Below are 25,086 nucleotides of genomic sequence, written 5' to 3' on the forward strand. Positions count from 1 at the left end.
GCCTCGTTGCGGAGCCGGGTGGTGGTCTTGTCGTGGTAGCGAGAGCGTCTGCGGCGACGGGCGCGGGATTCGGCACGAGGTGGGAGAACAGCTGCGAACGGCGGGTGTTAACTTCCTTCCCGTGGCGGAGCACCAGGACGAGACCAGGGCGGCCTACGACGGGGTCGTCGAGCTGTATGCGTCGATGTTCGCTGACCGGCTGGAGACGCAGCCGTTCTCGCGGAACATGATCGGCACCTTCGCCGAGCTCGTGCGCGGGACGGGGAACCCGCGGGCGGCCGATGTCGGCTGCGGGCCCGGACATCTGACGGCCATGCTGCATGACCTGGGGCTGGATGCCTTCGGGCTCGACCTCTCCCCAGCCATGGTCGACCACGCCCGGCGGGCCCATCCGGCGCTGCAGTTCGACGAGGCGCGCATGGAGGCCCTGCCAGTCGAGGACGGCGCGCTCGGCGGCGTGCTGGCCCACTACTCGATGATCCATACCCCGCCTGGGGAATTGCCCGCGCTGCTCGCCGAGCAGGCGCGTGTCCTGGCACCAGGGGGCCTGCTCCTGGTGTCCTTCTTTGGGACCGAGGGGCCTGAGCCGGTCCGCTTCGACCACAAGGTGACGCCCGCCTATAGCTGGCCGGCGGACCGGTTCGCCGAGCTGCTGGCCCGGTCCGGGCTCGTCACGTTCGCGCGGCTGCTCCACGACCCGGCCTCCGAGCGGGGCTTCCTCGACGCCCACTTGCTGGCCCGCAAGTCGGAGGACACCGTCGAGGCCACCGCACAATAAGCCAGCAGGATCGGTGGCGCGGGCGGCGGCGAGGCCCTCGCGGTGGAGCCGCTCGGCGCGCGGGGCGTCGCCGCGCGCCTCGGCGACGTAGCCGAGCTGGGCGAGGATCAGCGCGGTGCCGGAGGCGATGCCGAAGCGGCGGTTGAAGTCGAGCCAGGGAAGGAGCAGGCGTTCGGCGGTGTCGGCGTCGCCGCGGCGGCGGCCGCCGAGCGCGAGGCCGGTCTCGGCGAACTGCTGCGCGGGCCGGTGGGAGCGCTGGGCGGCGAGGCGGGCGGCGCGTTCGTGGTAGTCGGTGGCGCGGGCGTCGTCGCCGGTGAGCAGCGCGAGGCGGCCGAGCCGGGAGAGGCGGAAGGAGACCTCGGTCCAGAGTTCGAGTTCCTCGGCGCCGCGCATGCCGTCGTGCTGAAGGCGGGCGGCCTCGTCGTAGTCGGCGGCGCCCGGCACGCCCGGGACCGGCTCGCCGCCGGGGGCCACCGCGTCGCCCCTGAAGGGCTGGATCGACCGGGTGTGGAACCACGGCTTCGCGTACGGCGGCGACGGCTCCCCGCTCGCGCGGACCCGGATGCTGTGGCTCGGCCTGACCGCGTACCAGCGGGAGCGGTTCGTGGCGGCGGGCTCGGAGGAGACGCTGACGCACGTGCTGCGCACGGGGATCTCGGAGTGCTGCGGCATCGCGCCCGAGCGGTCCTCGGTCCGGTTCGTGTACGGCTCACTGACGGCGGGCGAAAGCGCGTTCGCGGTCGTGGACGAGGCCCTTGACGAGGCCCTTGACGGGGTGCTCGGCGAGCCGGTCGGTGAGGTACGCGGTGGGCCTGGTCCGGGGCGTGGACCCGCCGTTGACACGGGAATTGGTCTGCACCAATGATGCGGACATGCCGAGACCCCGCCTTCGCCTCCGCCCCCGCGCGACAAGGCTCCGCCTCCGCCCCGCGCTCCTCGCCGCGGCCCTCGCCGCCGTCCTCGCCCCGCTCCTCCCCCTGGCCCCGGTGACCCCCGCGGCCGCGGCCCCGTCCTTCGCCGCCGACGAGCGCCCGGCGCCCGTCCTCTCCCGGGTCGCCACCGCGGACCCCGTCGTCTTCCTCACTATCGACGACGGCTGGGTCCGCGACCCGGCGGCGCGGAAGGTGCTGCTCGAACGCCGGGTCCCCGCCTCGCTGTTCCTGCTGCCGGACGCGTACCGGGACCCGGAGGGGGCCGCGTACTTCCAGGGGCTCCTCGCGCACGGACCGGCCCGGGTGGAGAACCACACGCTCAGCCACCCGCGCCTGGAGCGGCTCGGCGCCGACGCCCAGCGGCGGGAGGTGTGCGGGGCCCGCGACCGCCAGCTCGCCGCGTTCGGCGACGCGCCGCGGCTGCTGCGGCCCCCGCACGGCACGTACGACGAGAACACCCGGCACGTGGCGCGCGCGTGCGGCGCGGAGGCGGTCGTGACCTGGACGCACGACCAGACGACGTGGGACCCGGCCCGCCCGCCGGCCGCCCCCGACCTCCAGCGGGGCGACATCGTGCTGCTTCACTTCAACGAGAACCTGGCCGCCGACCTGGACCGCGTGCTCGACGCGGCGCGGGCGGCGGGACTGCGTCCGGCGGCCCTGCGGGACTACCTCGACGCGGCGTGACCGACATCGCGTGAGCGACACCGCATGAGCGACACCGCGTGACCGACACCGCGTGACCGAGGCCACTTCCCGGGCCGTCTTGACCTTCACATCAGTGTGAGGGTTCGACCATGAGGTCACGGCGCCACCGCGGACAGCGGAGACACCGCGGACAGCGACGGACAGTACGGGTTACTTCAGAGGTGAGTGTGATGGACAACAAGCTCTACGACTACAGCCCCATCGTCGAGCGCGAGCCGATCCGTTGGCCCGAGGGCAAGCGCGTCGCCTTCTACATCGGCCTGAACATCGAGCACTTCGAGGTCGACAAGCCGTCCACGAGCATCTACCCGGGCACCTCGGTCCTCACCCCGGACCCGCTCAACCACGGCTGGCGCGACTACGGGGCGCGGGTGGGCTTCTGGCGCACCCTGGAAACCCTGGACCGGCACGGCGTGCGCGCCAGCGCCCTGCTCAACTCCGACGTCGGCGACCGCTACCCGCAGATCATCAAGGCGGGCCAGGAACGGAACTGGGCCTGGCTCGCGCACGGCAAGACCAACTCGGACCTCCACACCGGCCTGACGGAGGACGAGGAGCGCGCGGCTCTCAAGGACATCGTCGAGACGATCGAGCGGACGACCGGGACGCGGCCGCGCGGCTGGATGGGCCCCGGCCTGACGCAGACCTTCAACACGCCGCGCCTGGCGAAGGAGTTGGGCATCGACTACGTCCTGGACTGGACGGCCGACGACCAGCCGTTCGAACTGAACGAGCCGGGCGTGCTCAGCGTGCCGTACTCGGTCGAGCTGAATGACATCAACCTGTTCGTCGGGAAGACCACTTCGGGCCCGGACTTCGTGCAGATGCTCAAGGACCAGGTCGACCAGCTGCACGCGGAGGCGGAGGCCACGGACAGCGGGCGCGTCATGCCGCTGGCCCTGCACCCCTTCGTCATCGGCCAGGCGTTCCGCGCCAAGTACCTGGACCAGGCCCTGGAGTACCTCGTAAACCACCCGGGCGTGTGGACGACGACATCGGACGAGATCGCTGAGCACTACCGGGCCCAGCGGGGCGAGAGCGCGTAACGAGACGAAAGAGCAGGTTTCGGCCTGCTCTTTCGTCATGAGAGCCGCTCTTTGGCCATGAGGACCGCTCTTTCGCCATGAGGACCGATAAGTCCGAGCCGTATTCCACTTGGCGATTTCTGGTGGTGTGTCAACCGCGAGCGCTCGCCGAAGGTGGTTGCTGTCCTCCACGGCGGCCCGCCGCGGAGGACGACGGACTGCGAGAGAGGACGTGCCGCCCATGCCTCCGATCCCGATCAAGCCCGGCGTCTACAAGATCCACGCGCACATCATCGGCCCGTCGTCGCTGCTGACGGCGACCGAGCACGTCACCGAACACGGTGCCCCCGTCATCGTCGACCGGTTCAACCCGCTCCCGATCGAGCAGGAGTGGATCATCGAGCCCAAGGAGCCGGTGCCGGGTTCGCCGTACGTGATCCGCCTCTCCTCGCACGAGGGGGCGGGCCTGCTGATCAAGGACGACAAGCTCTGGGTCAACAGCGCCGCCCGCGACCAGCTCGCGGCGTTCACGTTCGAGGGGGTCATCGGCGGCGTCAGGATCCTCACCGACAAGGGCCTCGCCCTGCGCGCCGGGCACCGGGGCGCCCAGATCGAGGCCGCGCCGCCGAAGCCGGAGTTCCAGGAGACCTGGACCCTGGAGTACGTCTCCCCGGTCGAGAGCGAGTGACGAGGGCCCACCGGCCCTGAAACGGCACGCCGCCCGCGCGCGTGAGGCGCGCGGGCGGCGTGCGCCGTCGCGGCGGGGGTCAGCCGGTGCTCAGGAGGAGAACACGACCGAGCGGAGCTTGAGGCGCTCGGAGCCGTAGCCGGTGTGGGGCCGCAGGGTGAACGCGTCGCCGACGCAGTCCGGCCCCGTGAAGACTGTGGCGTACGCGTCCGTCCTATTGCGCGGCGAGTGGGCGGGCGAGCTGGAGTCCGGGTCCGCCACCTCGGGCAAAGTGATGCACTCCCCGCCTTCCGGGTCCAAGAGAATACCGATCCGGGGATTGCCGTCGAGGCCGACGTACGTGTACTGGAACTCGCCCACGGCCGCGGTGGCCGACGTCGGCACGGTGACGATCAGAGTCAGGGCGCCCGCGGCGGCGGCCAGGGCGGTACGGAAGCGCATGTGCGCGGTCCTTTCGGGGGGTGTAGGCGGGCTGGCTTCTGCCAGCCCAGTTGCCCCTCCCCACCGCCATATCCCCCTATTCCAGGACTCACCCGGACGAGGGAGCGTACGCGTCATGCGTGTCCACGGGGGCTCCGCCCAGGGCCGTGCCGCCGCCGGGGACGTACACGCGCCCGCCGACGGCGGCCGCGGCCGTGCCGTGCCGGGGCACCGGCATCGGGGCGAGCACCCGCCAGCGGTCCCGCCGGGTGTCGTACGCCTCGGTGTCGGCGAAGACGCCGTGCGCGCCCCCGGCCGGGTTGCCCTCGCCGCCGAAGGTGTACACGACCGGGCCGACGGCGGCCGCGGCGAGGCCGCCGCGCGGGGTCGGCATCGGGGTGCGCGCCTGCCAGCGGCGGGCGCGCGGGTCGTACGCGAACACGTCGCCCCGCACGTTCGCCTGCCCCCGTACGCGCCCGCCGAGGACGTAGAAGAGCCCGTCGACGAAGGCGCCGCCCACGTGGTCGCGGGCGTCGGGGAGCGCGGGCAGCTCCCGCCAGCGGCCGGTCGTGACGTCGTACGACGTCACGGTGTCGACGGTGTCCTGGAGGCCGCCCGGCACGGGGGCGAGGGTGCGCATGCCGCCCGCGAGGTAGACCTTCGTGCCGTGCGCGCCGATCGCGGCGCTGCCGCGTTCCGTGCCGCGCGGCACGGGCGCGAGCCGCTGCCACCGGTTCGCGCGCGGGTCGTAGGCGAACGCGTCGCCGACCGCCTCCCAGGAGGCGCCGCCCGCCAGGCCGCCGAGGACGAACAGCCTGCCGCCGACGGCCGCGAGGTTGGGGTGGTTCATGGGGACGGGCAGCGGCGCGGCGGTCGTCCAGCGGCCGGTGCGGGTGTCGTACGCCTCGACGCGGCCGGTGGTGGTGAAGGTGCCGCCCGGGAGCGGGTGGATGCCGCCGACGACGTACACCGTGCGGCCGATGGCGGCGACGGCGTGCTCCTGGCGGGGGCCGCCGCCGATGCGCGGCAGGGGCCGCCAGCCCCGGCCGTACTCGGGTGCGGGGCCCGGCCGCACCGGTCCAGGCCCGGGGTGTCCCGGGTGCGCGAGGGCCCGGGTGGACGGCGCGGCGAGCGCGGCGGCGAGGGCGGCGGCGCCCGCGAGGACGGCGCGGCGGCGCGGGGCGCTGTGACCGGCCACGACTCAACTCCCCTGGCTCTGCTGACTCGGCTGACTCGGCTGACTGTGCTGGCTCGGCTGGCCCTGCTGGCTCTGCTGCCTCGGCTGGCCCTGCTGGAGCACGGCCAGGGTGAGGACGTCGCCGCCGATGCCCCAGCCGCCGTCGGGGACCTCCTCGACCAGGACGAGGGTGGTGGCGCGGGCGCGTTCGCCGTACAGGCTGACGTACAGCTCGGTGGCGGCGGTGACGATCCGTTCCTTCTGGGGCGCGTCGAGGGTCCCGGCGGGGACCTTGAAGTTGGCGTACGGCATGGCGGGCAGCTCCTTCGCGGGCCGGTGACGGACGGCTTCCACCCTCGGGGCGTGGCGCGGCGCGAGCCAGACCGCCGCCGACCCTGGGGTCGCCACCCCCTGGCTCCGCGCGCCCGCGCCGGTCAGGATGGACCGCGTGGACCTCCCCGAACTCGCCGCGTTCCTGCGCTCCCGGCGCGACCGCGTCCGCCCCTGCGACGTGGGCCTGACCGCCGGGCCCCGGCGCCGCGTCCCCGGCCTGCGCCGCGAGGAGGTGGCGCAGCTCGCCGGTCTCTCCGCCGACTACTACACGGAGCTGGAGCGCGGCCACGGCGCCCAGCCGTCCGACCAGACCCTCGCGGCCCTCGCCCGCGCGCTGCGCCTGACCCGGGACGAGCGCGACCACCTCTTCCACCTGGCGGAGCGCAGGGTCCCCCCGGCCGCGCACGGCCCGACGGCCCATGTGGAGCCGGGCCTGCTCAGCCTCCTGGACCGCCTCGACGCGGCGACGCCCGCCCTCGTCCTCACCGACCTGCACGAGACGCTGGTCCAAAACGCCCTGGCCACGACCCTGTTCGGGCCGCCGCCCGCGGTGCGCGGGCCGGCGGCGAGCTTCGTGTACCGCTGGTTCACCGACCCGGCGTCGCGCGACATCTATCCACCCGAGGACCACCCGCACCACGCGGAGGTCTTCGTGGCGGACCTGCGCGCGGTGGCCGCGCGCCGGGGCCGCGACCCGGACGTCACGCGCATGGTCGCCGAACTCCGCCGCCGCAGCCCCGAGTTCGCGGCGCTGTGGGACACCCGGGACGTGGCCGTGCGCCGCGCCGACCACAAGCGGATCGCGCACGCCGCGCTCGGCGTCATCGAGGTCGACTGCCACACCCTGTTCAGCGAGGACGGCCACCAGCGGCTGCTGTGGCTCACCGCGGCGCCCGGCACGGAGGGGGCGGCGCGCCTGGAGCTGCTGTCCGTCATCGGGACGCAGGACATGGCGCCCGCCGGGGACCGGCCGCCGCGCTAGCCGGGGCGGGGCGCGCCGACGGTGCGCGCGGCGGCGCGCACCCCGCGCGTACCCCACGCCCCCGCTCCGCCTTCCCGGCCCTCTGGGAGTGGACTCCCTGGCCGCCGCGCCCGCTCGCGCGACACCGTGGGTCCATGACCACCACACGCTTCTCAGCGACGCGCTTCGGCCGCGTAGCCCTGGCGGCGGGCGCCGCCCTCGCCCTGTTCGCCGCGCTGCCCACCAGCACCGCCCACGCCGCCGAGGGCACGCTGTACTACCACTCGCCCGAGTCCGGCGACCTGGAGATCACCGACCCGGACAACGGCGAGTGCTACCTCCTCCTCCAGGGCGCGGACAGCGTCCACAACCTCACGGACGCCACCGCCACGGTCTACTACGACCGGGGCTGTGAACGGCAGATGGACACGCTGCCGCCCGGGGACGAGCGGGGCTACTTCGAGCCCCTCCCGCACAGCGTGTGGTTCAGCTAGATCGCGGTCCAGCCCACCGCACGTGACGGCGGGGCCACCTCTCCCGGCCCCGCCGTCACCTGACCGGTCCCGGTGACCATGCCCCGCGCGGAGCGCTCTGCTCCGCTAGAAGGCATGCCGGGGCCGTCTTCACCTGCGCTCTAGCTAACGGCTCGACCGCTTCCCGGGGGAGTCCGGGTCCTCCTCAGCGGACGGCAACTCGTTGTGCCCCTCTGACCAGTGGTTGCACCACCCACAGAGGGTGCAAGCGAAGCGGCCGTTCAGCCCCAGGACCTCAGCCCCACACGCCTTGCACTCAGTGCGGGTGAACTCGGCCTCGTGAGCAGACGTATCCCCCGTCTCCTGGCCTCTTCGGTCAGCTTCCATGAGCAGCAGGGTACCGAGGCTCCTTCCCTGCTCCAGTCCAACTTCCCCTGCTCACAACGTCTCTGCTGCGCATACCGCCCGCGTGGCGGTGCGGTGAGTGGCAGCATGGCGGGCGTTGGGCTCGCGTAGACCGGGGTGGGGGCACCGCGCCGGGTGGAGGTAGGGGCATGGCTGGGGCGGGGAGCCGGGGGCGGTCGCGGGGCGAGTTGATCCGGGAGCGCACGCGGGCGCGGTTCGTGGGCCGGCAGGCGCAGGTGTCGCTGTTCTCGGAGAACCTGGGCAAGGACCCGGCGTCGGCCCAGGACCCCGCGGACTTCCTGTTCCACGTGCGGGGCGTCGGCGGCGTCGGCAAGTCCACGCTGCTGCGGCAGTGGCAGGAGGCGGCGCGCCGGGCGGGCGCGCTGACGGCCGTGGTGGACGAGGGCGACGCGCACGGGGTGCCGCAGGCCCTGGTGGAGCTGGCCCGGCAGCTGGCCGAACAGGCGGGCCCGCTCAAGGAGTTCGACAAGGCGGCGGAGCAGTACCGCAAGGACCAGGAGGCGGCCGCCGCCGAACTGCTCCTGGCGGAGGGACCGGAGGCGGTCCAGGCCGACCCCTCGGTGTCGAGCCGGGTCGCGGCGCAGGCGGTGCTCGGCGCGGCGTCGTTCCTGCCCGGGGTGGGCGCGGCCACGTCGATGGCGAACCCGGACGCGGCCGCGCAGGGCCTGGACCGGCTGCGTGCCGGGGCGCGGTCCCGGGGCCGCAAGGGCCGGGGGGTCGACGCGTCGGGCATGAACCGGGCGTTCGTAGCGGAGCTCGGCCGGTTGTGCGGACGGCACCCGTGGGTGGTGCTGTTCTTCGACACGTGGGAGCAGACGGGCGGCCTCCTTGACGCATGGCTGCGCGACCTCCTGGAGGATCCCTCCGGCACCCTGCCCATGAACGTGATCGTGGTGATGGCCGGGCGTGGCGTGCTGGCCGAGCGCCCCTGGGCGCCGCTGCGGGCGCACGTGGTGGACGTACCGCTCGCGGAGTTCACCGAGACGGAGACGCGGACGCTGCTGGCGGCGCGCGGGGTCACGGAGCCGGGCGTGGTGGACGCCGTCCTGCGCCTGTCCCTCGGCCTGCCGCTGCTCGTCGAACTCCTCGCCCTGGCCGAGCCCGAGAGCGCCGAGGACGTGGGCGCGGACGCGGACGTCGTGGACGTGGCCGTGGACCGGTTCGTGCAGTGGGTCAACGATCCCCACGACCGCGAGGCGGTCCTCGCGTGCGCCCTCGCGCCCCGCCTGAACGAGGACGTCTTCGCGGCGGCGGTGCCGCAGGAGGCGCGGGGCCGGTGGACGTGGCTGTGCGGCCAGCCGTTCGTCAGCGGGCACGGGGACTTCAAGCACTACCACGCGGTGGTACGGGCCAGCATGGTGCGCCAGCAGCTGGCGCACTCCCCGCAGCGGTGGACCCAGACCCATCTGCGCCTCGCCGACGCGCACGCCGCGTGGCGTGCCGCGGCCGAGCGGGACCTGCCCCCGTCGAAGCGCTGGACCGACGCGCGCTGGCTGCGGCACCGCCTGGACGAGACGTACCACCGCCTGTGCGCCCAGCCGACGTGCCAACTGACGGCGGCCCTGGAGGAGGCCGTCCACGCCGCCGGGCGGGACGTGGCGGTCCTGAGGCAGTGGGTGGACGTGCTGCAGCTTGCGGCGTACGACACGGCGGACGCGGGGTTGTTGGCGTGGGCCCGGAGGCTGGAGGCGGCGGTCACCGGGGACGAGCCCGCCCTGACGGCGCTGGCGGAGCTGCTTGAGCACGGCCCGCTGAGCACGGAGGGGCGGGGGCGGGCGCACCGCCACCGTGGCCGCTGCTTCGGCAGGGCCGAGCGCCACGAGGAGGCCCTCGCCGAGCTGAGCCGTGCCATCGCCCTGAATCCCCGCGACGCCACGGCGTGGGGGTTCAGGGGCAGGGCCCATCAGGGGCTCGGCCAGCTCGACGACGCCATCGCCGACTTCACGTCCGTGATCGGACTGCGGCCCGCCGATCACCTCGCGCTGGTCGTGCGGGGTGCCCTGCACCTCCAGGCCGACCACTATGAGCAGGCGATCACCGATCTGACGGCTGTCCTCGCCATCGATCCGGCCCATGCGAGGGCCCTGATGCTGCGCGGCTGCGCGCGCGTCAAGACGGAGCGGTACGAGGACGCGGTCAAGGACCTCACCGCGGCCCTCGAGCTCGGCCCCCACTCCGCGTTCGCCTTCGTGCAGCGCGGCACGGCCCTGCGGAAGCTCGGCCGGGGCGAGGAGGCGATCGCCGACTACACCTCCGCGCTCCGCCTCGATGCGACCTACACCATCGCGCTCACGCAGCGGGCGGTGCTCCACCGGGAGGCCGGTCGGTACGAGGAGGCCATCGCCGACTTCACCGCGGCGGTGGAGCACGACCCCACGGACATGTTTCCGCGCGCGTTGCGCGGCGCCACGTACTACCACGCCGAGCGGCACGAACCGGCCCTCGCGGACATCGCCGCCGTGCTCGAAGTCAACCCCGCCGACACGCTGGCGCTCTTGTGCCGCAGCGCCATCCACCAGCAGGCAGGCCGGTTCGACGACGCCGTCGCGGACCTCACCACCGTGATCGACGCGGAGCCCGGCAACCTCAGCGTGCTCATTCAGCGCGGCGACGCGCACCTCCTCGCCGGGCGCTGCGGGGACGCCGTGGCGGACCTCACCGCCGTCCTCGACACCGCCCCCGAGCACGCCCGCCCCCTGCGCCTGCGCGGCGTCGCCCACCGGCGGTCCGGGGACCTCTCCCGAGCGCGCGAGGACCTCACCAGGGCCGTCGCGCTCCAAGGCGACACCATCGCGCTCCTCTTCGAGACGGCGATGCTCAACACGGTCGAGTCGGGCCCCGAGGCGAGCGCGGAGCAGTGGTCCGCGCTCTTCGCACGCGACCTGTCGCAGTCCTCCCGTAGGCGCGTCGTCCGCCTGCTCCAGCGAGTGGTCCTCGAACCGGAGCACGACGTGGCCGAGGCAGCCGACGACTTCCTGTCATCGCGCCCTGGCCACAGGACCACCAGGGAAGCGCTCCTGTACCTGGCCGAACTCTTCCCCCTCGACGGCCCCTTGGCCGCCCGAGCCCGCCAGTGCCACCGCCTCCTCACCGAACGACACGGCGGCACCGGCTGACCCGGCACGTCAGGGGCGCCTCAGCAGGGCTCGCCCGTGCGGCCGCCCTTGGTGGACCAGACGGCCCGCCACTGCCTCTCGCCCTCACCGGCCGCGTACCCCTTGTACAGAACGAAGTTGCCGTCCTTCTGCATGCGGGCCCACACGGACCGGCCCTGGCACTGGTGGGTGCCGCTGCTCCACGCGGCGCGGCCGTCGTCGTCGTACACGACGAAGTTGCCGTCCTCCTGCATGACCGCCGCGCCCGCGCTCCTGCCGCTCGTCCCGGAGGTCCAGAGCACGTCGACGACCGTGTCGCCCTCGCCGCAGTCGCCGCCCACCGCACACTTCATGATCAGCTTGGCGAGCTTGGTGAAGTTGGGCGGGCCGCCGACCTCCGGCGGGATCCACGTCTTCCAGTGCGAGATGACGAGGTTCCCGTCCTCCTGGTAGTCGGCGCGGTAGCCCTCCTGCGTGGCCACCATGCCGCCGAGGCCGGAGCTGCCGAAGATGATCGGCGTCGAGATGTGGTCCCCCGCGCGCAGGCACATCCCGGACCTGAGGTGGTCCATCGACCCATTCCCCCGGGCGCAGTTGCGGTCGAACCCACTGCCGCGCCAGGTGTCGGCCGAACTGCTCCCGGCCGCGACGACGTTGGCGCCAAGCGCGACGGTGGCCACCGCACCGGCCACCAGTGCTCTGAGCGAGCGCTTCATCCCTGTGTTCCCCTCCGTTTACCGGCGACCGTGGTCTGCGGCCGCCGTGAGGGGACGTTGCCAGTGGGGGTTCAACAGGTGATCAACACGGCCTAAACGGGGGCGGGGTCGCGCACCCGGCCGGTACGCCTGGCTCACACGTCGAGGCCCCGCACGTACTCCTCGAAGGGCACCGATTCGGCCAGGGCGATGCGCTGGTACTCGAGGTAGGGACGGACGTCGCCCTCGTACACCTCACGGCTGATCTGGGTGCCGTCCGGCTCGTAGTGCATCAGGACGACTTCCGCTTTGTCGAACATCCAGAAGTCCTGGACATCTGCCAACGGGTTCACGCGGTCGGTGACGTCCATGATGCGGATGTCTTCACCGGCCCACACGTGCGGGCGGTAGTACATGAACTCGTAGCGGAGGTACTCCGTGAGCGGGCGGGTGACGATGTGCACGCGCCCTTTGGACTTCCCCTCGCCACGCACTCTCTTCAGGTCTTCGGTGTAGTCGTTCGCGTACGCATGCGGGTCGATGCGTTCGCCGGAACGGAAGGCCCGAATCTCCTCCGCCTCCTGCGGGACGTTGTAGGCGGGCAACGTTTCGAGCCGCCATGCCTCCGCCCGGAAGGTGCGGAACTTCTCGTGCCAGCTCTCACCATCCAGGAACACGGAAGGCCTCCCTCAACACGGGCTCGCCATCGAGCCGTTGTCGACCACGACCATACGGAGTGCGTGACAGCGCGTCCATGTCCGCTCCGCCCGGGCATCGGAGGACCCCGTAACAGGACTACCGCGACCGGGCCCTCGTCGCCGCCGTGGGACGCGTCGGGCTTGGCCGGTGGCACCGTGGCCCGTGCCCTCGATGCCTTGCGTCATGCCGGGATGGCGGTGTGCACCAGCGAAGAGGCTGGTGCGTCGCTTTCGCTACGTTCCCGGATGACGCCGTCCCACTGCGGAGACTGCGGCTTTTAGGTATCGAGTTTCCCGATGTTCCCCTTCGGGCGTCAGCAGCGTGACTTTTAGTCGGATTTCACTGATGCGCGAGCTGGTCATCTCACCGACAACAGGTCCCGACACCGCACATTTTTCCAGCCGGTGAGTCCCAACCACTGACACCACTGCCCTGGTGCGCCCGGGCACTTCGATGCGACTGAACACCGAAACGTGTCGAGCATCCTCCAGAGTTCCTGGAATTCCTGGCGTGGCACTGTAGTCGAACTTCACGCCTGAGGGAAATTCCCCTGTCACCTGGAGAGGTTCCGGGGAGGGAGCCGTGATGTGCCATGAGATGGAGTCCACCCACGAAACCGCATACGTCGTGAAGTGGGCAGGAGCCACTTCGGGTTCGTCAGCATAGTTTTCTATCTCGCCAGTGCTCAGAGCCACTTCATCGGATGACACTAGAGCGAACTCGTATAACAGCTCCGGCATACCTCACACTCTCACTGCCGCCGATGCGGCATCGGCGGGGTTCCGCATGCCATCAAGGGCCCGTGCCGGGAGGGCACGTCTTCTTTTCGCCGACGACAATCCAGGCAGGATACTTGATCTTACGCATTCCGATAGCGTACTGCCCCGGCCGAATACAGTACTCATCACCTTTTTGTTCACATTCTTGTGAACCCAGACCCGATGATCGCATCCGGACTTGTCGATGGCATTGATGGGCCACGGAGCCATCGTTCTCATCCGCCACCTGCTTCCTGTTCGGCTTCACTTGCGCGAAGAAGCGTAGGAGGTCGATCGCTAAACGGGAAGAGGTGCTGACGGAGCGGGTTGAACATGGCCGAGTTATTGATCCGACTGTTTACGATACCTATCCACGAGGCGTACAGAGTCTGCGGTGAACAGTAATCGCTGGGCCAGGGTCAGACGTCAAAGCCCTTCATGTACTCCCCGAAGGGCACCGCGCGTTCCAGGGCGATCCGCTTCCACTCCCGGTAGGGGGCGGGGTCGCCCTCATAGGCCTCGCGGTTGATCTGCGTGCCGTCCGGCCGGAAGTTCAGGTGGGCCACGCGGGTCTCGTCGAACAGCCACCAGTCCCGCCCGGTCAGTGGCAGGCCGTGGTCGTCCCGCGTCACGTCCAGGACCCGGATGTCCTCGCCCGCCGCGATGTTGCCGGGGATGCCCCAAGCGAACTGGTACCGCTGGTAGTCCGTAAGCGGTTGGCGTACGACGCGGACACGGCCGACTCGCCTGCCGGACTCCGCGTATCCGCGCACCCGATCGTGCCAGCGGACGTTGTGGTCGGCGGGCTTGTCCTCGCCCCGCAGGAAACGGGCCACGTTCGCCTGCTCCTTGGGCATGATGTACGTGGGCTGCGCCTCGAACCGCCACGCTTCCCGCTCGAAGGCGTCGAAGAACCGACGCCAGCCGTCGCCGTCCAAGAGCACGGTCAGCCTCCCTCAGAACCCGCAGCCGAATGCGCGGCTCACGCTATCCTTCCCGCTCCGCCCTGCGGACGAAGGGAAAACGTGACTCCACCCACGCGTAAACGCGCGGGCTTCCTGTGTCGGTGGCTAAGCCGCCGCGCAGAGGGCCAGCCCGGCCCTGTTGAGGACGTTCGTCGCGCCGACGTGGTCCGCGTTCGCCGCGAACCCGCACGCCGTGCATTCGAACTTCGCTTGGGTGGCGCGGTTCTCCTTCGTGACATGCCCGCACTCGGGGCACGTGCGGGAGGTGTTGCGCGCGTCCACCGGAACCACCAGGCGACCGGCACTCTCAGCCTTGTTCGCCAGGATTCCGAGGAACTGCGCCCAACCCGCGTCGAGGATGTTGCGGTTGAGTCCGGCCTTCGCGGCAGCACCGTTCGGCAGGAAGCTGCCGGGCTGCTCAGGGTTGGCCTTGGGTGCGGGGCTCTTGGTCATGCCCGCCGTGTTGAGTCGTTCGTGCGCAATCACGTCGTGGTCGGCGATCAGCGTACGGGCGGTCTTGTGGTGGAAGTCGGCGCGCTGCCGCCGGATCTTGCCGTGCAGCTTGGCGACCTTCCGGGCGGCGGCGCGGTGGCGCTTGGTGCGCTGCCGGGTCCGCTTCGGGAACGTCGCGAGGTGCCGCTGCGCTTCGGCCAGTTCGTCGGCCTTCGCTTGAAGAAAGCGCGGGTTGGCGACGTGTTCGCCGTCCGAGGCGGTCAGGAAGTGGGCGACGCCCATGTCGATACCGACGTTTCCCCCGGTGGGCGGCAGTTCCTCGGCGGGCACGTTGTCGCAGGAGAGGACGACGTACCAACGGTTTCCCTCACGCTTTACCGAGATCGTCTTGACGCGGCCCTGCACGGGCCGATGCTGGTGCACGCGGATATGCCCGACACCTTGCAGACGGACGCGGGTCTGCGCGTCGTAGGGGGTGGAGTCCCAGCGGCAGCCGTCGCCGTCCTTGGGGAAGGTGACGGTGTCGAAGTGCCCGACGCCCTTGAAGCGCGGGTAGCCCGGCGTCTGTCCGGCCTTGACGCGGCGGAAGAACGCCTGGAACGCCTTGTCGAGGCGGCGCAGGGTGGCTTGCTGGGAGGAGAACGACCAGCGGCCCTGACGCTCAGGGTCGAACGAGCGGATCTCCTTGAGCTGGGCGGACTGGTCACCGTACCGGACGCTGGTCTTCGAGATGTGCTGGTAGGCGTCCCGGCGTTCCTGGAGGGCGCCGTTGTAGAGGGAGCGGTGGTCGCGCAGCATCTCGCCGAGCGCTGCCGTCTGACGGGCCGTGGGGCGCAGGAGGAACTTGTAGGCGCGGATCACGAGCCGTCCCCCTTCTTCCAAGGGCGTTCCCACTGGGTGTTGATGTACTTCTCGACCGTGGCTGCCGACACAGCGCCGACCGAGGCCGCGAAGTACGACGACGACCACAGCGTGGGCATCCGCGACTTCAGGTGCGGGAACTCCTCGCGCAGCACGCGTGACGTGAAGCCCTTGAACTGGTTCGCCACGTACGAGGCCGACGACTTCGGGCCGTGCTTCACGAACAGGTGCACGTGGTCGGGCATCACCTCAAGGGCGATGATCTCCCATCCGCGTTCGTCGGCCTTCTGCCGGATCAGTTCGTCCAGTCGTTCCGCGACCCGGCCGGCGAGGACCGGACGGCGGTACTTCGGGCACCACACGATGTGGAGCCCGAGGTCGTACACGCCACCGGAGAATCGGCGAACCTTCCTGGCCACGGTCACACAATCACTATACGTACGCCACAGGTCTAGTGCGGCAGAAAGGTGGGCCCAGGTGAACAGTGCGACTCCGTACGCACAGTCGAGGTCAGAGCAGGGGCCAGAAGCCATTCCCCACCCCGCTAAAGCGGGGCGTCCCCTGGCTAGGTCCTGATGGACACCCAGCTGACCGGTGAAGCCTTCGGGCGGCTCTTCGACACCTTCGAGCGGACCGCGTTTCGGCTTGAGACCCTGTCCCAGTACGACGTGGACGAGGAGCGGGACGAGATCGCCCGCTTCCTCGCCGGTGGCGACATGGGTCCCGAGTGGCACGACAACCCCTGGGTCCGGTCCATGACCGACCAGGGCAAGCGGGTGTCCCGCGTCCACGTCCTCACCTCCCCGTTGACTGACTATCTGCGGTACGAACTGGCGGCCTACCCCGGCAACATCACCGCCGGTGAATCCATCGGGATCATCGACCGCGCCGAGCAGACCGTGGACGGCCTGCCTGACCACGACTTCTGGGTGTTCGACGACCGGGACGTGTACCGCATGCACTACTCGGACACCGGCGCGTTCATCAGTGGTGAGCTGCTGCCCGGGGACCGGCTGAGCGAGTACCAGGGCTACCGCGACCGGGCCCTCGCCGCCGCCGTGCCCTTCGCCGCCTACTGGGAGCGGCACCAGCGGTCTTGAGCGCGGGCGTCTCCCTCAGCCGTTCAGCTCCGCCCACACCGTCTTGCGCGGCCGCGCCCCCGTCTCGACCTCCACGCCCCAGCGGTCCGCGAGCGCCGTCACGATCAGCATGCCCCGGCCCGACTCGTCCTCCCCGTCCGGGTCCCGAAGCACCGGCAGCCGGTCACCGCGCGTGTCCGTCACCTCGATGCGTAGTACGCCGTCGCCTCTCGCCTCCAGCACCAGCGTGAACTCCCGCGCAGGCGTACGCCCGTACACCGCCGCGTTCGACGCCAGCTCGGCCGTGATCTGGCCCGCGTCCTCGAACGGCAGTCCCCAGGACCGGAGTTTCTCGATCGCCAGCAGCCTGGCGCGGCGTGCGCCACGATGCGTGGCGGGCAGCAGCACGCGGTAGCTCCGCGCGGGCCACGCGGAACGCGTGGTTCGGGTGATTTCTGGATTCACATAACTGAGCGTGGCGGCTGGCGCCTAGCCTGAACAGTGACGATGCCAGTACGTACGGTGGCTGTACGAAGGTGTCCCCACCCGTACCAACCGTACCCGTGACCACGGGAGGTACCCCTTGGACGGCAACGGTAACGGTAACGAGGGCATGGACGAAGTGGGTTGGGAGGTCGAGACCGACGACGAGTCCAGCGCCATCGCCGAACTCATCGGGCGGCAGATCAAGTGCTGGCGCGAGGCCGCGGGGCTGCGGGTGGTGCAGTTCGGGGAGCGGATGGGGTACGGGGAGAACCTGATCCACAAGGTGGAGCGTGGGGCGCGGATTCCGAGGCCGGAGTTTCTAGACCGGGCGGATGAGCTCCTGGGGGCGGGTGGGCACCTGGCGGCACTGAAGCCCGATGCGGAGAAGGCGCGGTATCCGAAGAAGGTTCGGGACTTGGCCAAGCTTGAAGCGCGGGCCGTCGAGGTGTGCTCGTACAACAACACGGTGATCCCGGGGTTGTTGCAGACGAAGGAGTACGCGGAAGCCGAGGTCCGGAACCGGCAACCCCCCTTCCCTGAGGACGAGGTCGAGCGACGCGTGACTGCCCGAGTGGCTCGACAAAAGATCGTCGACAACGCGTCAGGCCTACCCGTTTTCGGCTTTGTGCAGTGTGAGTCGACTTTGCGGCGCTCCAACGGGGGAAGGATGGTGATGCAGAGGCAACTCGAACGCCTGTTGGAGGTCGGGCAGTTGCGGAACGTCACCGTTCAGGTCCTGCCGTTGGACCGTGAGGAGAACGCCGGGCTTGGCGGGCCACTCCGGCTCCTCAAGCTCAAGAACGGGACCACGCTCGGACACCTCGAAGTCCAGTTCATCAGCCGAGTGATCACCGATCCGCGAGAGCTCCAGATCCTCGAAATGCGCTATGGCATGATCCGGGCGCAGGCTCTCACACCTCGGGATTCACTGGCCTTCATCGAGAAAGTGCGGGGAGAGACATGACAACGGAGTGGTTCAAGAGCAGCTACAGCACCGCCGACGAGCCGGACTGCGTCGAAGTGGCATGGCGCAAGAGCAGCTACAGCACCGCCGACGCAGCGGACTGCGTGGAAGTCGCCCCTACCCCCGCCACCATCCACGTCCGCGACTCCAAAAACCCCGAAGGCCCCCAGCTCACCGTCGCCCCCACCGCCTGGGTGGGCTTCATCGAGAAAGTACGGGGAGACACATGACACGGGAGTGGTTCAAGAGCAGCTACAGCACCGATGACGGGCCGGACTGCGTCGAAGTGGCCTGGCACAAGAGCAGCCACAGCAGCGCCGATGAGCCCGAGTGCGTAGAAGTCGGCTGGCGCAAGAGCACCCACAGCACCGCCGACACCGCCGACTGCGTCGAAGTCGCCCCCACCCCCACCACCATCCACATCCGCGACTCCAAAAACCCCGAAGGCCCCCACCTCACCGTCACGCCCGCCGCCTGGGAGGACTTCATACGGCGCACCCCGAAGTGACCGTACGCACACGCGTGTTGATGTACGGTGACCGCAGATAAACGGCCCCCGCGCTGGCGGCAACCAGCAGCGAGGGCCTTCACGCCGAGTGCTGACAAAGGAGCACCCGACAATGCATCGCCATGTTATCGCCCCGGCCCGTTTCTTCTCCCAGGTGCCGAACGAGATCCTCCGCCACCCCCGGCTCTGCTCGGACGCGGTACGGCTCCTGACCTGGCAGCTCTCCCTGCCGGACGGGGTGGACGAACCCCTCTCCGCCACCGCGCGCAGCGCAGGCATCGGACGGGCCGGATTCAACCGGGCCAAGCGGGAGTTGAAGGCCGAGGGCTACTTCCACGAGTGGCGTGAGCAGCGCGAGCGGGGGCGCTGGAGCACCCGGCAGCTCATCGCGAACGTACCGCTGGCATCGGCGGAGGCCGTCGCGTTACGGGACGGGGCCGCGCCGCCGAGTGACCGGCAGCCGACCGTCGGCGCACCCGAGTGCCGAACCGTCGGCGGCCTTCCAGAAGCGACACCCCCGGTGAACACCCCCCAACCTCCCCCGGAGCGCGCCGAGCAGCCGGAGGCGCACCGCCTCGTCGAAGGACTCCCCGACCTGGACCCCCGGCTCCGCGTCCCACGCGGCATGCTGCCCCAGCTCACCGAGCTCGCCGGGCGGTGGCTGGCCCTCGGGCACACCCCCGACGACGTACGCAACGAGATCCGACGGAACCTGCCCCCGGTCATCCACCGGCCAGGAGGCCTCGTCCGCTACCTGCTCAGCGACCCGGCCCCGCCCCGCGCGACGGCGGCGGAGCAGCCCCAGGTCGCCGCCCTGCGGGAGTGCGCGGGCCCGCACACGCGGCCGACGCTGTTCCGGCCGGTGGCCGGGGAGGACCGGTGCGGGCCGTGCCGCCAGGAGCGGGCGGAGGCAGGGAGGCGCCACGGAGCCGCCGAAACGGCCCGGGGCGCGCCCGCCGTGCGCGCGGCGCTGCGCGCGCACCGCGCTTAGGCCGTTACCAGCTGGTCGAGAGCTCCCGCCGCGGTGAGAAGTTCGGCGGTTTCAGGGTGGGGACCTTGGTTGGCCCAATCCAACGGGGAGCGGCCCCTTCCGTGGTCTTCGCGCGCGTTCGGATCGGCGCCGTGCGCCAACAGCTCCCGCACTATTCCGGTGCGTCCCCAGCACGCGGCCGCGCACAGCGGAGTACCCTCCGAGCCCATTCCGCCCTTGCTCTCGGCGTCGGGGGAGGCACCGGCCTTGAGGAGGAGGCGGACTATGTCTGCTTCTCCAGTGACGGATGCCAGATACAGAGGGGTGGTGCCATCGCTGTACGGCTTGTTGGGGGCGATGCCCGCCCGCAGTACCGCCTTCACGGTGGCGGTGTCGCCCATCAGCGTCGCGCTGAAGAGGCGCTGGGAGAGCTTCTTTTGCTTCCGGTGGTTCATGGCACTGAGATTAACTGCCGGTGCCACGGGGATCCGAGGCTTCGGCGCACCGGGCCGGGTGGACGGGCCCCAAGCCCGTCCCCCGCCCCTGGACAGGGCTACCGCAGCGCCCACTTGATGGGCTCCTTGTAGAAGCCCTGGGAGTACGTCACGGCCTTGACCTCGGTGTCAGCCGGAATCAGGTACGGCTCGCACACCGTGCGCTCCTCGCCCGGCTTCCAGAAGTCGTCCTTGCCGTACTGCTTCTTGGCGTCACTGCCCTTGCAGTCGGCGGGCTGGCTGGAGAGCGAGCCGATGACGATGAACTTCCGCGCGGGACCGCCGCTCACGGTCTCCGCGCCGACGTTGCTCATGACCATCGGCTCCTTCACCGCCGGACCGCCGACGTGCTTGGCCTTGACGTAGATCCAGGCGACCTTCTGGTCCTTGTACTTCTTCGGGTCGTTGAGCTCCTTGAGGTCCTCCGACTTACCGAGGCTGACCTTCGTCGGCGTGATCTCGAACTTGCCGGTCTTGTTGTAGCGGGTGACCTCCTGCACCGGTCCCGCCTGGCCGACCTTGAGGTTCTTGGGCGCCTCGGACGCCTCACCGGCCGCGCCGCCGGAACCGCCGGAACCGCCCCGCTTCTTGCCCGAGCCGTCGGAACCGCCGCACGCGGCCACGGCCACGACGGTGATCACGGCGGTGGCCGCCAGGCCGAGACGCCGACGGACTTGTACTGCTCGCTGAGTGCTCATGTGCTTCCTGATCCTGTGATTCATGTGGGGGGACTGGGTGGGGGGTGACGAATAAGGGGGGCGGACGGTGTGTAGCCGAGGTCAGAGCACCACGTGCGGTACGAACCGCGCGTACTCGTACGCGTACGCGTACGCGTCCGTGGCCGGGCCCGCGTACTCCCGGATGCCGAGGCCCGCCGCCTCGTCGGCCACGACCCACGCGCCGAGCACGACCCGGTTGCCGTCGACGTGGGCGGCGGCGTCGGCGTGGGAGCCGTCGAGGTGCGCGGGCAGGAGGTTCGGGTGGCCCGGGTACAGCTCCCAGAGGACCGCGCGGAGCGCCTCGCTGGCCAGGAGCATCTTCCACACGGGCTCGATCCATCGCGTAGTACCCGTACCGCCGCCGCCGTTGTCGAGGGTGTCCAGGACGTACGGTGCGAAGCGGTCCGTCGTCAACGACTCCCAGGGGTACAGCTTGAAGCAGGAGCGGATGTACCCGAGCCGCAGGTCGACGAACCGGCCGGACAGGCGGTCCCAGCCGATGTCCTCCACGCAGATGGACTCCGTGGCGAGGCCCGCCTCATCGGCCGTCTCCCGCAGATAGGCGACCGTCATCAGGTCCTCGCCGAGGCCGTCGCCCGCCGAGTGCGCGAAGTGCACCGGGGTGCCTGGCGGCAGCGACCGGGCCTGCGTCCGCCAGGCGGCGACGAGGCGCTCGTGGAGGGAGTTCCACTGGCTGGCGTCCGGGAAGCGCTCCTCCCGCCAATGCCGCTGCGGGCGCGCCGCCTCCACGAGCGACGTCGGGGTGTCCGCGTCGTACCGCAGGAGCTTGGCCGGGCCGACGCCGTCGTAGCGCAGGTCCAACCTGCCGTACAGCGACGGCAGTTCGGCGCGGCGGTGCCACGCCTGCGTGACCAGCGCGGCCAGGCGCGCGTCCGTGATGCCGACGTCAGCCAGGCGGTCGTGCTCGACCAGGTGCGCGGCCGCCGTCAGACACATGGCGTGCAGCTCCTCGACGACGTCCGCCAGCGCCCTCACCTCGGTCCGGGTGAAGACGTAGTACGCGGACTCGTCCCAGTACGGGCGCGCGACGCCGTCCGCGTGACGGGTGAGCGGGCAGCTCAGGCCCTGCCCTTCGACCGTGCGCTGCCAGCCGGGGCGGGGTGTGGTGGTGCGGCGTTCCATGGCGGTCCGGGGTCACCCGCCCCGGATGCCGGGACGGCCCGGAGCGACGCCGCTCGGCCGAAGCCGCAGCCGCGCGGGTCCTTGTTCTTCCGCTCTCTGCTTCTTCTCTGCCGCCATGCCAGGTGACACTCCCCCGTGTCGTACTCCTGCCACGCACTTTGTACGTACGCGATCAGCGCCCCACCTTAGAGAGCCGCCGCCCGTGCTTCCCCGCTCCCCCCTCCCCTAAAGTCGCTTTGTGACCCTTGGGATGATTTGCGCGCTCGGTTCCGCCGTCTGCTTCGGCACGGCCTCGGTGCTGCAGGCGATGGCCGCGCGCTCCACCGCGCCCGGCACGGGGTCCGGAGTCGACCCCGCGCTGCTGCTGCGCGCGGCCCGGCAGTGGCGGTACGTCGTCGGGCTCGGCCTCGACGGGCTCGGGTTCCTCCTCCAGATCGTGGCCCTGCGCTCCCTGCCCCTCTACACCGTCGGCGCCGCCCTCGCCGCCTCCCTGGCCGTGACGGCGGTCGTCGCGGCGCGGCTGTTGCGGGTGCGGCTGAGCGGGAGGGAGTGGGGTGCGGTGGGGGTCGTGTGCGCGGGCCTCGCGATGCTCGGGCTCGCGTCCGGTGGGGAAGGGGAATCGTCGGGTTCGATGGTCTTGCGGTACGCGATGCTGGGCGTCGCCCTGGCCGTCCTGCTGCTCGGCGCGGCGGCGGGGCGGCTTCCGGAGCGGGCACGGGGGCCGCTGCTCGGGCTCGGGGCCGGGCTCGGGTTCGGGGTCGTGGAGGTGGGGGTGCGCCTCGTCGACGGCGTCTCTCCGGGGGCGCTGACCTCGAACCCCGCCGTCTACGCCCTCCTTCTCGGCGGCGGCGCCGCCTTCCTGCTCCTCACCTCCGCCCTCCAGCGCGGCTCGGTGACCGCCGCCACCGCCGGGATGGTCATCGGGGAGACCGTGGGGCCCGCGGTGGTGGGGGTGGCCTGGCTCGGGGACCAGACGCGGGAGGGGCTTGGGTGGCTGGCCGTGGTGGGGTTCGCGGTGGCTGTGGTGGGGGCGTTGGGGCTGGCGCGGTTCGGGGAGGGGACGGCCGAAGGCTAGGACTCGCGGGGCGCCCCAGGCCCGCCCCTTCCCGATCCGGGGGCGGCTGCCCCCGGCCCTCCGCTCAACTGCGTTGGCGCTTCGCGCCTCGTCCTCAAACGCCGGACGGCCTTGATCACCTCGCCGGCTTGGCTTTACGGGTCCCGGCAGCAAATCTAGGGGTGTTGGTCATCGTTAACCAGCCAACCTGTGCTGATGCGGAATACTTGGTTCACCGTTCCATTTCCCTCCGCGCGTGCACGTCTCATGCGGGCTGTAGGTGATACCTGAGCATTCCGATTGTGGTTGTTTTCAAGCCAGTTGCTTGCCGCCTCTGAAATTAACAACCGTGAAAAATGTGGGCCGTACCTACAGTGAGTCGACCGATCCAGACGGAGGCAGACGTGACATTCCATCGGCTTGCCAGCATGGCCACAGCGGGGGCCATGGCCGCCGGACTGCTCGCGGTGGGGGGCTCGGCCACCGCGTCCGGGGCCGAGGCCGCGGCCAGCATGAAGTGCAAAGCGGACCAGTTCTGCCTGTACTACAACAGCGCGTACCGGTCCGGGATCTTTGACTTCGCCTTCTCCTTCGGCGCCTACGGCAGCCTCAAGTACCGGGGCAGCGGCGGGAAGATCAACAACAACAGCGCCTCGGTGAAGCTGCGGGACAAGAAGTACAACGTGAAGGCGTGCCAGTACTACGACTACGACGGCTGGTGCTTCAAGGTCTGGAAGTACGGCAGCGAGGGCGAGGGCGGCCCGATCGGGTACAGCGACTGGCCCGAGCTGCCCGCCAGCCGCAAGAACGCCTTCAGCTCCCACCTGCACTACAGGTAGGGACCTCCGTGTCTCGATACCGCGCCGGTGTCGCTGCTGTCTGCGCGCTGCTGCTGAGTCACGTCACCGCGTGCGCCCAGTCGTCCGACGACGGTCCCGACCGCCGCGAGGACGCCGCCGTGGAGCCGGTGAGCGACGCCTGGGCGCGGGTGCAGGCGACGTTGCAGTCGGGGTGCGGCGAGGGCGACTGCGGCGACTACCTGCTGAGCGTCTCGGAGGAGCTGGACCGCCTGAAGACCGCCATGAAGGGCTCTTCGGACGCCGGGCGCTTCCGTGAGCCGACGCGCAGGATCGACGGCATGCAGAAGTCGATGCGTACCCGAGGCGACGACCTCAACCGGTCCAAAGGGCCCATCTTGAACACCCGGCAGTACCTCGTGAACTGGTTCGGCAAGCACCCGAACTGACCGGTCTTCCTCAGGGAGGGAAGAGTCATCATGATCAGCGGAAGGCACGCGGTGGCCGCTGTCGTCTCCATGGCCGCGGTGCTCACGCTGGCCGGGTGCGGCGACCAGGACTCCGGTGACACCGGGGGGCGCGAGCCGGACGTCGACATCGTCCACCGGGTGAGCGCGAGCGGACTGACGTATCCGCTGGACAGCTACCGCGGTTCGCCCGCCGAGGGGCGCGCGCTCGACCAGGCCATCGAGATGCTGACGGCGAAGTGCATGCGCACGTACGGGTTCCGCTACGGCTTCGGCGCGCGGGCCGCCGCGGACGACCTTCCGAAGCCGCGCGTCTACGGAGTGACCGACGAGGGCGAAGCCCGCCGCTACGGCTACCGCAACCCCAGCGCCCCGCGGTCGGCCACCCGCCCCCCGTCGACCACTTCGAAGGACGAGGACGCCGTGCTGATGGGCCGCGTGAAGGAACAGCGCGGCATCAAGGTCCCCCAGGGCGGATGCCTGCGGCAGTCCAGCAGGACGATCCTCGCCAGCGGCCCCAGGGACGTCGACGTGCGCCTCGCGGACGAACTGGTCCTGGAATCCAGCGACCAGGCCAGGAACGACAGCCGCGTGCGCGCGGTGTTCAGGAAGTGGAGCGCCTGCATGAAGGAGAAGGGGTACTCCCACCAGACACCGATCAACGTCCTGGAACGCGAGGGGAAGGTGTCCGACGAGCCCACAAGCCGGGAGCGGAACCTGGCCGTCGCGGACGTCCGGTGCAAGCGGAAGGCGAACGTCGTCGGCGTGTGGTCCTCGGTCGAGATGGGGTACCAGCGGCGGGCCGTGGAGGAGAACGCGGCCGCCCTCGACGAGGTCAGGACGAAGCTCAAGGAGCAGGTCTCCGCGGCCAACGACGTGCTCTCCGGCCGGACGGCGGGCCGCTGAGTCCGATGCTCGCGCGCAAGGGGCCGTTGAAGGCCAGGTTGAAGGCCAGGTT

The 25,086-nt window shown here is 70.7% G+C and carries 29 protein-coding genes and 1 pseudogene; 17 read left to right on the forward strand and 13 right to left on the reverse strand.

What is annotated here, in order from left to right; genetic code table 11:
* The first annotated feature begins 121 nt into the window (after window positions 1-121).
* On the forward strand, window positions 122-778 hold the full coding sequence (locus AC07A4_RS02890; protein WP_030359456.1) for a class I SAM-dependent methyltransferase: 657 nt from the start codon (window positions 122-124) through the stop codon (window positions 776-778).
* Window positions 779-1,283: 505 nt separating this feature from the next.
* Window positions 1,284-1,481: pseudogene (locus AC07A4_RS02895) on the forward strand (NADPH oxidoreductase); the annotation flags it as partial.
* A 6-nt stretch (window positions 1,482-1,487) separates the two neighbouring features.
* Here the strand turns inward: AC07A4_RS02895 and AC07A4_RS02900 are convergent.
* Window positions 1,488-1,652, reverse strand: a complete 165-nt coding sequence (locus tag AC07A4_RS02900) for a hypothetical protein (protein ID WP_478592958.1) — start codon at window positions 1,650-1,652, stop codon at window positions 1,488-1,490.
* On the opposite strand from AC07A4_RS02900, the gene AC07A4_RS02905 reads away from it, so the two are divergent.
* The 3 genes from AC07A4_RS02905 (at window position 1,651) to AC07A4_RS02915 (ending at window position 4,131) form a co-directional block, all read left to right on the forward strand.
* A complete protein-coding gene (locus AC07A4_RS02905) occupies window positions 1,651-2,397 on the forward strand; it encodes a polysaccharide deacetylase family protein (RefSeq protein WP_478592011.1) in 747 nt (248 codons plus the stop codon). The two genes, AC07A4_RS02900 and AC07A4_RS02905, sit on opposite strands and share 2 nt — an antisense overlap.
* 191 nt (window positions 2,398-2,588) lie before the next feature.
* The gene (locus AC07A4_RS02910) at window positions 2,589-3,464 is read left to right on the forward strand and encodes a polysaccharide deacetylase family protein (protein WP_478592013.1); all 876 of its coding nucleotides are present in this window, start codon (window positions 2,589-2,591) and stop codon (window positions 3,462-3,464) included.
* A 220-nt stretch (window positions 3,465-3,684) separates the two neighbouring features.
* On the forward strand, window positions 3,685-4,131 hold the full coding sequence (locus tag AC07A4_RS02915) for a hypothetical protein (protein WP_478592016.1): 447 nt from the start codon (window positions 3,685-3,687) through the stop codon (window positions 4,129-4,131).
* Between the two features lie 90 nt (window positions 4,132-4,221).
* Here the strand turns inward: AC07A4_RS02915 and AC07A4_RS02920 are convergent, their stop codons facing one another.
* The 3 genes from AC07A4_RS02920 to AC07A4_RS02930 all read right to left on the reverse strand — a co-directional run bounded on the left by AC07A4_RS02920 (window position 4,222) and on the right by AC07A4_RS02930 (window position 6,040).
* On the reverse strand, window positions 4,222-4,572 hold the full coding sequence (locus AC07A4_RS02920; RefSeq protein WP_478592018.1) for a hypothetical protein: 351 nt from the start codon (window positions 4,570-4,572) through the stop codon (window positions 4,222-4,224).
* An 88-nt stretch (window positions 4,573-4,660) separates the two neighbouring features.
* Window positions 4,661-5,749, reverse strand: a complete 1,089-nt coding sequence (locus AC07A4_RS02925; protein WP_478592021.1) for a Kelch repeat-containing protein — start codon at window positions 5,747-5,749, stop codon at window positions 4,661-4,663.
* Between the two features lie 3 nt (window positions 5,750-5,752).
* Window positions 5,753-6,040: a tautomerase family protein gene (locus tag AC07A4_RS02930; protein ID WP_478592024.1), complete on the reverse strand. Its 288-nt coding sequence runs from the start codon at window positions 6,038-6,040 to the stop codon at window positions 5,753-5,755.
* 136 nt (window positions 6,041-6,176) lie between these two features.
* On the opposite strand from AC07A4_RS02930, the gene AC07A4_RS02935 reads away from it, so the two are divergent.
* From AC07A4_RS02935 to AC07A4_RS02945, 3 genes are all read left to right on the forward strand, one after another.
* Window positions 6,177-7,043, forward strand: coding sequence for an MmyB family transcriptional regulator (locus AC07A4_RS02935; protein ID WP_478592026.1), 867 nt, complete (start codon window positions 6,177-6,179; stop codon window positions 7,041-7,043).
* 134 nt (window positions 7,044-7,177) lie between these two features.
* Window positions 7,178-7,516, forward strand: coding sequence for a hypothetical protein (locus AC07A4_RS02940; protein ID WP_478592028.1), 339 nt, complete (start codon window positions 7,178-7,180; stop codon window positions 7,514-7,516).
* Between the two features lie 533 nt (window positions 7,517-8,049).
* Window positions 8,050-11,037, forward strand: coding sequence for a tetratricopeptide repeat protein (locus AC07A4_RS02945; protein ID WP_478592030.1), 2,988 nt, complete (start codon window positions 8,050-8,052; stop codon window positions 11,035-11,037).
* Between the two features lie 20 nt (window positions 11,038-11,057).
* Here the strand turns inward: AC07A4_RS02945 and AC07A4_RS02950 are convergent, their stop codons facing one another.
* From AC07A4_RS02950 to tnpA, 5 genes are all read right to left on the reverse strand, one after another.
* On the reverse strand, window positions 11,058-11,732 hold the full coding sequence (locus AC07A4_RS02950; protein ID WP_478592032.1) for a hypothetical protein: 675 nt from the start codon (window positions 11,730-11,732) through the stop codon (window positions 11,058-11,060).
* A 134-nt stretch (window positions 11,733-11,866) separates the two neighbouring features.
* Window positions 11,867-12,388 carry a DUF6879 family protein gene (locus AC07A4_RS02955; RefSeq protein ID WP_478592034.1) on the reverse strand — a complete coding sequence of 174 codons (522 nt, stop codon included), beginning with the start codon at window positions 12,386-12,388 and terminating at the stop codon, window positions 11,867-11,869.
* A gap of 1,199 nt (window positions 12,389-13,587) precedes the next feature.
* Window positions 13,588-14,112 (reverse strand): DUF6879 family protein, encoded by a 525-nt coding sequence (locus tag AC07A4_RS02960; RefSeq protein ID WP_478592037.1) that lies wholly within the window; start codon window positions 14,110-14,112, stop codon window positions 13,588-13,590.
* 126 nt (window positions 14,113-14,238) lie between these two features.
* Window positions 14,239-15,447: an RNA-guided endonuclease InsQ/TnpB family protein gene (locus tag AC07A4_RS02965; RefSeq protein ID WP_478592039.1), complete on the reverse strand. Its 1,209-nt coding sequence runs from the start codon at window positions 15,445-15,447 to the stop codon at window positions 14,239-14,241.
* Window positions 15,444-15,866, reverse strand: a complete 423-nt coding sequence (tnpA, locus tag AC07A4_RS02970) for an IS200/IS605 family transposase (RefSeq protein WP_478592897.1) — start codon at window positions 15,864-15,866, stop codon at window positions 15,444-15,446. Before tnpA ends, AC07A4_RS02965 begins: the two co-directional genes overlap by 4 nt.
* Window positions 15,867-16,022: 156 nt before the next feature.
* Here tnpA and AC07A4_RS02975 point away from each other — a divergent pair, with 156 nt between their 5' ends.
* The gene (locus AC07A4_RS02975) at window positions 16,023-16,547 is read left to right on the forward strand and encodes a DUF6879 family protein (RefSeq protein ID WP_478592042.1); all 525 of its coding nucleotides are present in this window, start codon (window positions 16,023-16,025) and stop codon (window positions 16,545-16,547) included.
* 15 nt (window positions 16,548-16,562) lie between these two features.
* Here the strand turns inward: AC07A4_RS02975 and AC07A4_RS02980 are convergent, their stop codons facing one another.
* Window positions 16,563-16,991: an ATP-binding protein gene (locus AC07A4_RS02980; protein ID WP_478592044.1), complete on the reverse strand. Its 429-nt coding sequence runs from the start codon at window positions 16,989-16,991 to the stop codon at window positions 16,563-16,565.
* Window positions 16,992-17,139: 148 nt separating this feature from the next.
* Here AC07A4_RS02980 and AC07A4_RS02985 point away from each other — a divergent pair, with 148 nt between their 5' ends.
* From AC07A4_RS02985 to AC07A4_RS03000, 4 genes are all read left to right on the forward strand, one after another.
* On the forward strand, window positions 17,140-17,976 hold the full coding sequence (locus AC07A4_RS02985; protein WP_478592900.1) for a helix-turn-helix domain-containing protein: 837 nt from the start codon (window positions 17,140-17,142) through the stop codon (window positions 17,974-17,976).
* Window positions 17,973-18,206 (forward strand): DUF397 domain-containing protein, encoded by a 234-nt coding sequence (locus tag AC07A4_RS02990; RefSeq protein ID WP_478592046.1) that lies wholly within the window; start codon window positions 17,973-17,975, stop codon window positions 18,204-18,206. Before AC07A4_RS02985 ends, AC07A4_RS02990 begins: the two co-directional genes overlap by 4 nt.
* Window positions 18,203-18,484, forward strand: coding sequence for a DUF397 domain-containing protein (locus AC07A4_RS02995; protein WP_478592049.1), 282 nt, complete (start codon window positions 18,203-18,205; stop codon window positions 18,482-18,484). The genes AC07A4_RS02990 and AC07A4_RS02995 overlap by 4 nt, the downstream gene beginning before the upstream one ends.
* A gap of 112 nt (window positions 18,485-18,596) precedes the next feature.
* Window positions 18,597-19,475, forward strand: coding sequence for a hypothetical protein (locus tag AC07A4_RS03000; RefSeq protein ID WP_478592051.1), 879 nt, complete (start codon window positions 18,597-18,599; stop codon window positions 19,473-19,475).
* Here AC07A4_RS03000 and AC07A4_RS03005 read toward each other — a convergent pair.
* The 3 genes from AC07A4_RS03005 to AC07A4_RS03015 all read right to left on the reverse strand — a co-directional run bounded on the left by AC07A4_RS03005 (window position 19,472) and on the right by AC07A4_RS03015 (window position 21,810).
* Entirely contained in the window at window positions 19,472-19,909 is a 438-nt protein-coding gene (locus AC07A4_RS03005) for an ankyrin repeat domain-containing protein (protein ID WP_478592053.1), read from the reverse strand. The genes AC07A4_RS03000 and AC07A4_RS03005 overlap by 4 nt on opposite strands.
* Window positions 19,910-20,007: 98 nt before the next feature.
* The gene (locus AC07A4_RS03010; protein WP_478592056.1) at window positions 20,008-20,646 is read right to left on the reverse strand and encodes a hypothetical protein; all 639 of its coding nucleotides are present in this window, start codon (window positions 20,644-20,646) and stop codon (window positions 20,008-20,010) included.
* Window positions 20,647-20,727: 81 nt separating this feature from the next.
* On the reverse strand, window positions 20,728-21,810 hold the full coding sequence (locus AC07A4_RS03015) for a glutathionylspermidine synthase family protein (RefSeq protein ID WP_478592058.1): 1,083 nt from the start codon (window positions 21,808-21,810) through the stop codon (window positions 20,728-20,730).
* A gap of 250 nt (window positions 21,811-22,060) precedes the next feature.
* On the opposite strand from AC07A4_RS03015, the gene AC07A4_RS03020 reads away from it, so the two are divergent.
* The 4 genes from AC07A4_RS03020 to AC07A4_RS03035 all read left to right on the forward strand — a co-directional run bounded on the left by AC07A4_RS03020 (window position 22,061) and on the right by AC07A4_RS03035 (window position 25,034).
* On the forward strand, window positions 22,061-22,885 hold the full coding sequence (locus tag AC07A4_RS03020; protein ID WP_478592903.1) for a hypothetical protein: 825 nt from the start codon (window positions 22,061-22,063) through the stop codon (window positions 22,883-22,885).
* A 407-nt stretch (window positions 22,886-23,292) separates the two neighbouring features.
* A complete protein-coding gene (locus AC07A4_RS03025) occupies window positions 23,293-23,703 on the forward strand; it encodes a hypothetical protein (protein WP_478592060.1) in 411 nt (136 codons plus the stop codon).
* A gap of 8 nt (window positions 23,704-23,711) precedes the next feature.
* Entirely contained in the window at window positions 23,712-24,110 is a 399-nt protein-coding gene (locus tag AC07A4_RS03030; protein WP_478592062.1) for a hypothetical protein, read from the forward strand.
* 30 nt (window positions 24,111-24,140) lie between these two features.
* The gene (locus AC07A4_RS03035) at window positions 24,141-25,034 is read left to right on the forward strand and encodes a hypothetical protein (RefSeq protein WP_478592064.1); all 894 of its coding nucleotides are present in this window, start codon (window positions 24,141-24,143) and stop codon (window positions 25,032-25,034) included.
* Window positions 25,035-25,086: the final 52 nt, after the last annotated feature.

The sequence above is a fragment of the Streptomyces sp. NPDC043996 genome, assembly GCF_056435225.1.

Excerpts from the sequence above, each read along its gene's own strand:
- AC07A4_RS02905 (WP_478592011.1), top strand. The coding sequence starts at position 1,651 with ATGCCGAGACCCCGCCTTCGCCTCCGCCCCCGCGCGACAAGGCTCCGC.
- AC07A4_RS02900 (WP_478592958.1), bottom strand. The coding sequence starts at position 1,652 with ATGTCCGCATCATTGGTGCAGACCAATTCCCGTGTCAACGGCGGGTCC.
- AC07A4_RS02910 (WP_478592013.1), top strand. The coding sequence starts at position 2,589 with ATGGACAACAAGCTCTACGACTACAGCCCCATCGTCGAGCGCGAGCCG.
- AC07A4_RS02915 (WP_478592016.1), top strand. The coding sequence starts at position 3,685 with ATGCCTCCGATCCCGATCAAGCCCGGCGTCTACAAGATCCACGCGCAC.
- AC07A4_RS02920 (WP_478592018.1), bottom strand. The coding sequence starts at position 4,572 with ATGCGCTTCCGTACCGCCCTGGCCGCCGCCGCGGGCGCCCTGACTCTG.
- AC07A4_RS02930 (WP_478592024.1), bottom strand. The coding sequence starts at position 6,040 with ATGCCGTACGCCAACTTCAAGGTCCCCGCCGGGACCCTCGACGCGCCC.
- AC07A4_RS02940 (WP_478592028.1), top strand. The coding sequence starts at position 7,178 with ATGACCACCACACGCTTCTCAGCGACGCGCTTCGGCCGCGTAGCCCTG.
- AC07A4_RS02945 (WP_478592030.1), top strand. The coding sequence starts at position 8,050 with ATGGCTGGGGCGGGGAGCCGGGGGCGGTCGCGGGGCGAGTTGATCCGG.
- AC07A4_RS02950 (WP_478592032.1), bottom strand. The coding sequence starts at position 11,732 with ATGAAGCGCTCGCTCAGAGCACTGGTGGCCGGTGCGGTGGCCACCGTC.
- AC07A4_RS02975 (WP_478592042.1), top strand. The coding sequence starts at position 16,023 with ATGGACACCCAGCTGACCGGTGAAGCCTTCGGGCGGCTCTTCGACACC.
- AC07A4_RS02985 (WP_478592900.1), top strand. The coding sequence starts at position 17,140 with ATGGACGAAGTGGGTTGGGAGGTCGAGACCGACGACGAGTCCAGCGCC.
- AC07A4_RS02990 (WP_478592046.1), top strand. The coding sequence starts at position 17,973 with ATGACAACGGAGTGGTTCAAGAGCAGCTACAGCACCGCCGACGAGCCG.
- AC07A4_RS02995 (WP_478592049.1), top strand. The coding sequence starts at position 18,203 with ATGACACGGGAGTGGTTCAAGAGCAGCTACAGCACCGATGACGGGCCG.
- AC07A4_RS03000 (WP_478592051.1), top strand. The coding sequence starts at position 18,597 with ATGCATCGCCATGTTATCGCCCCGGCCCGTTTCTTCTCCCAGGTGCCG.
- AC07A4_RS03005 (WP_478592053.1), bottom strand. The coding sequence starts at position 19,909 with ATGAACCACCGGAAGCAAAAGAAGCTCTCCCAGCGCCTCTTCAGCGCG.
- AC07A4_RS03010 (WP_478592056.1), bottom strand. The coding sequence starts at position 20,646 with ATGAGCACTCAGCGAGCAGTACAAGTCCGTCGGCGTCTCGGCCTGGCG.
- AC07A4_RS03015 (WP_478592058.1), bottom strand. The coding sequence starts at position 21,810 with ATGGAACGCCGCACCACCACACCCCGCCCCGGCTGGCAGCGCACGGTC.
- AC07A4_RS03020 (WP_478592903.1), top strand. The coding sequence starts at position 22,061 with ATGATTTGCGCGCTCGGTTCCGCCGTCTGCTTCGGCACGGCCTCGGTG.
- AC07A4_RS03025 (WP_478592060.1), top strand. The coding sequence starts at position 23,293 with ATGGCCACAGCGGGGGCCATGGCCGCCGGACTGCTCGCGGTGGGGGGC.
- AC07A4_RS03035 (WP_478592064.1), top strand. The coding sequence starts at position 24,141 with ATGATCAGCGGAAGGCACGCGGTGGCCGCTGTCGTCTCCATGGCCGCG.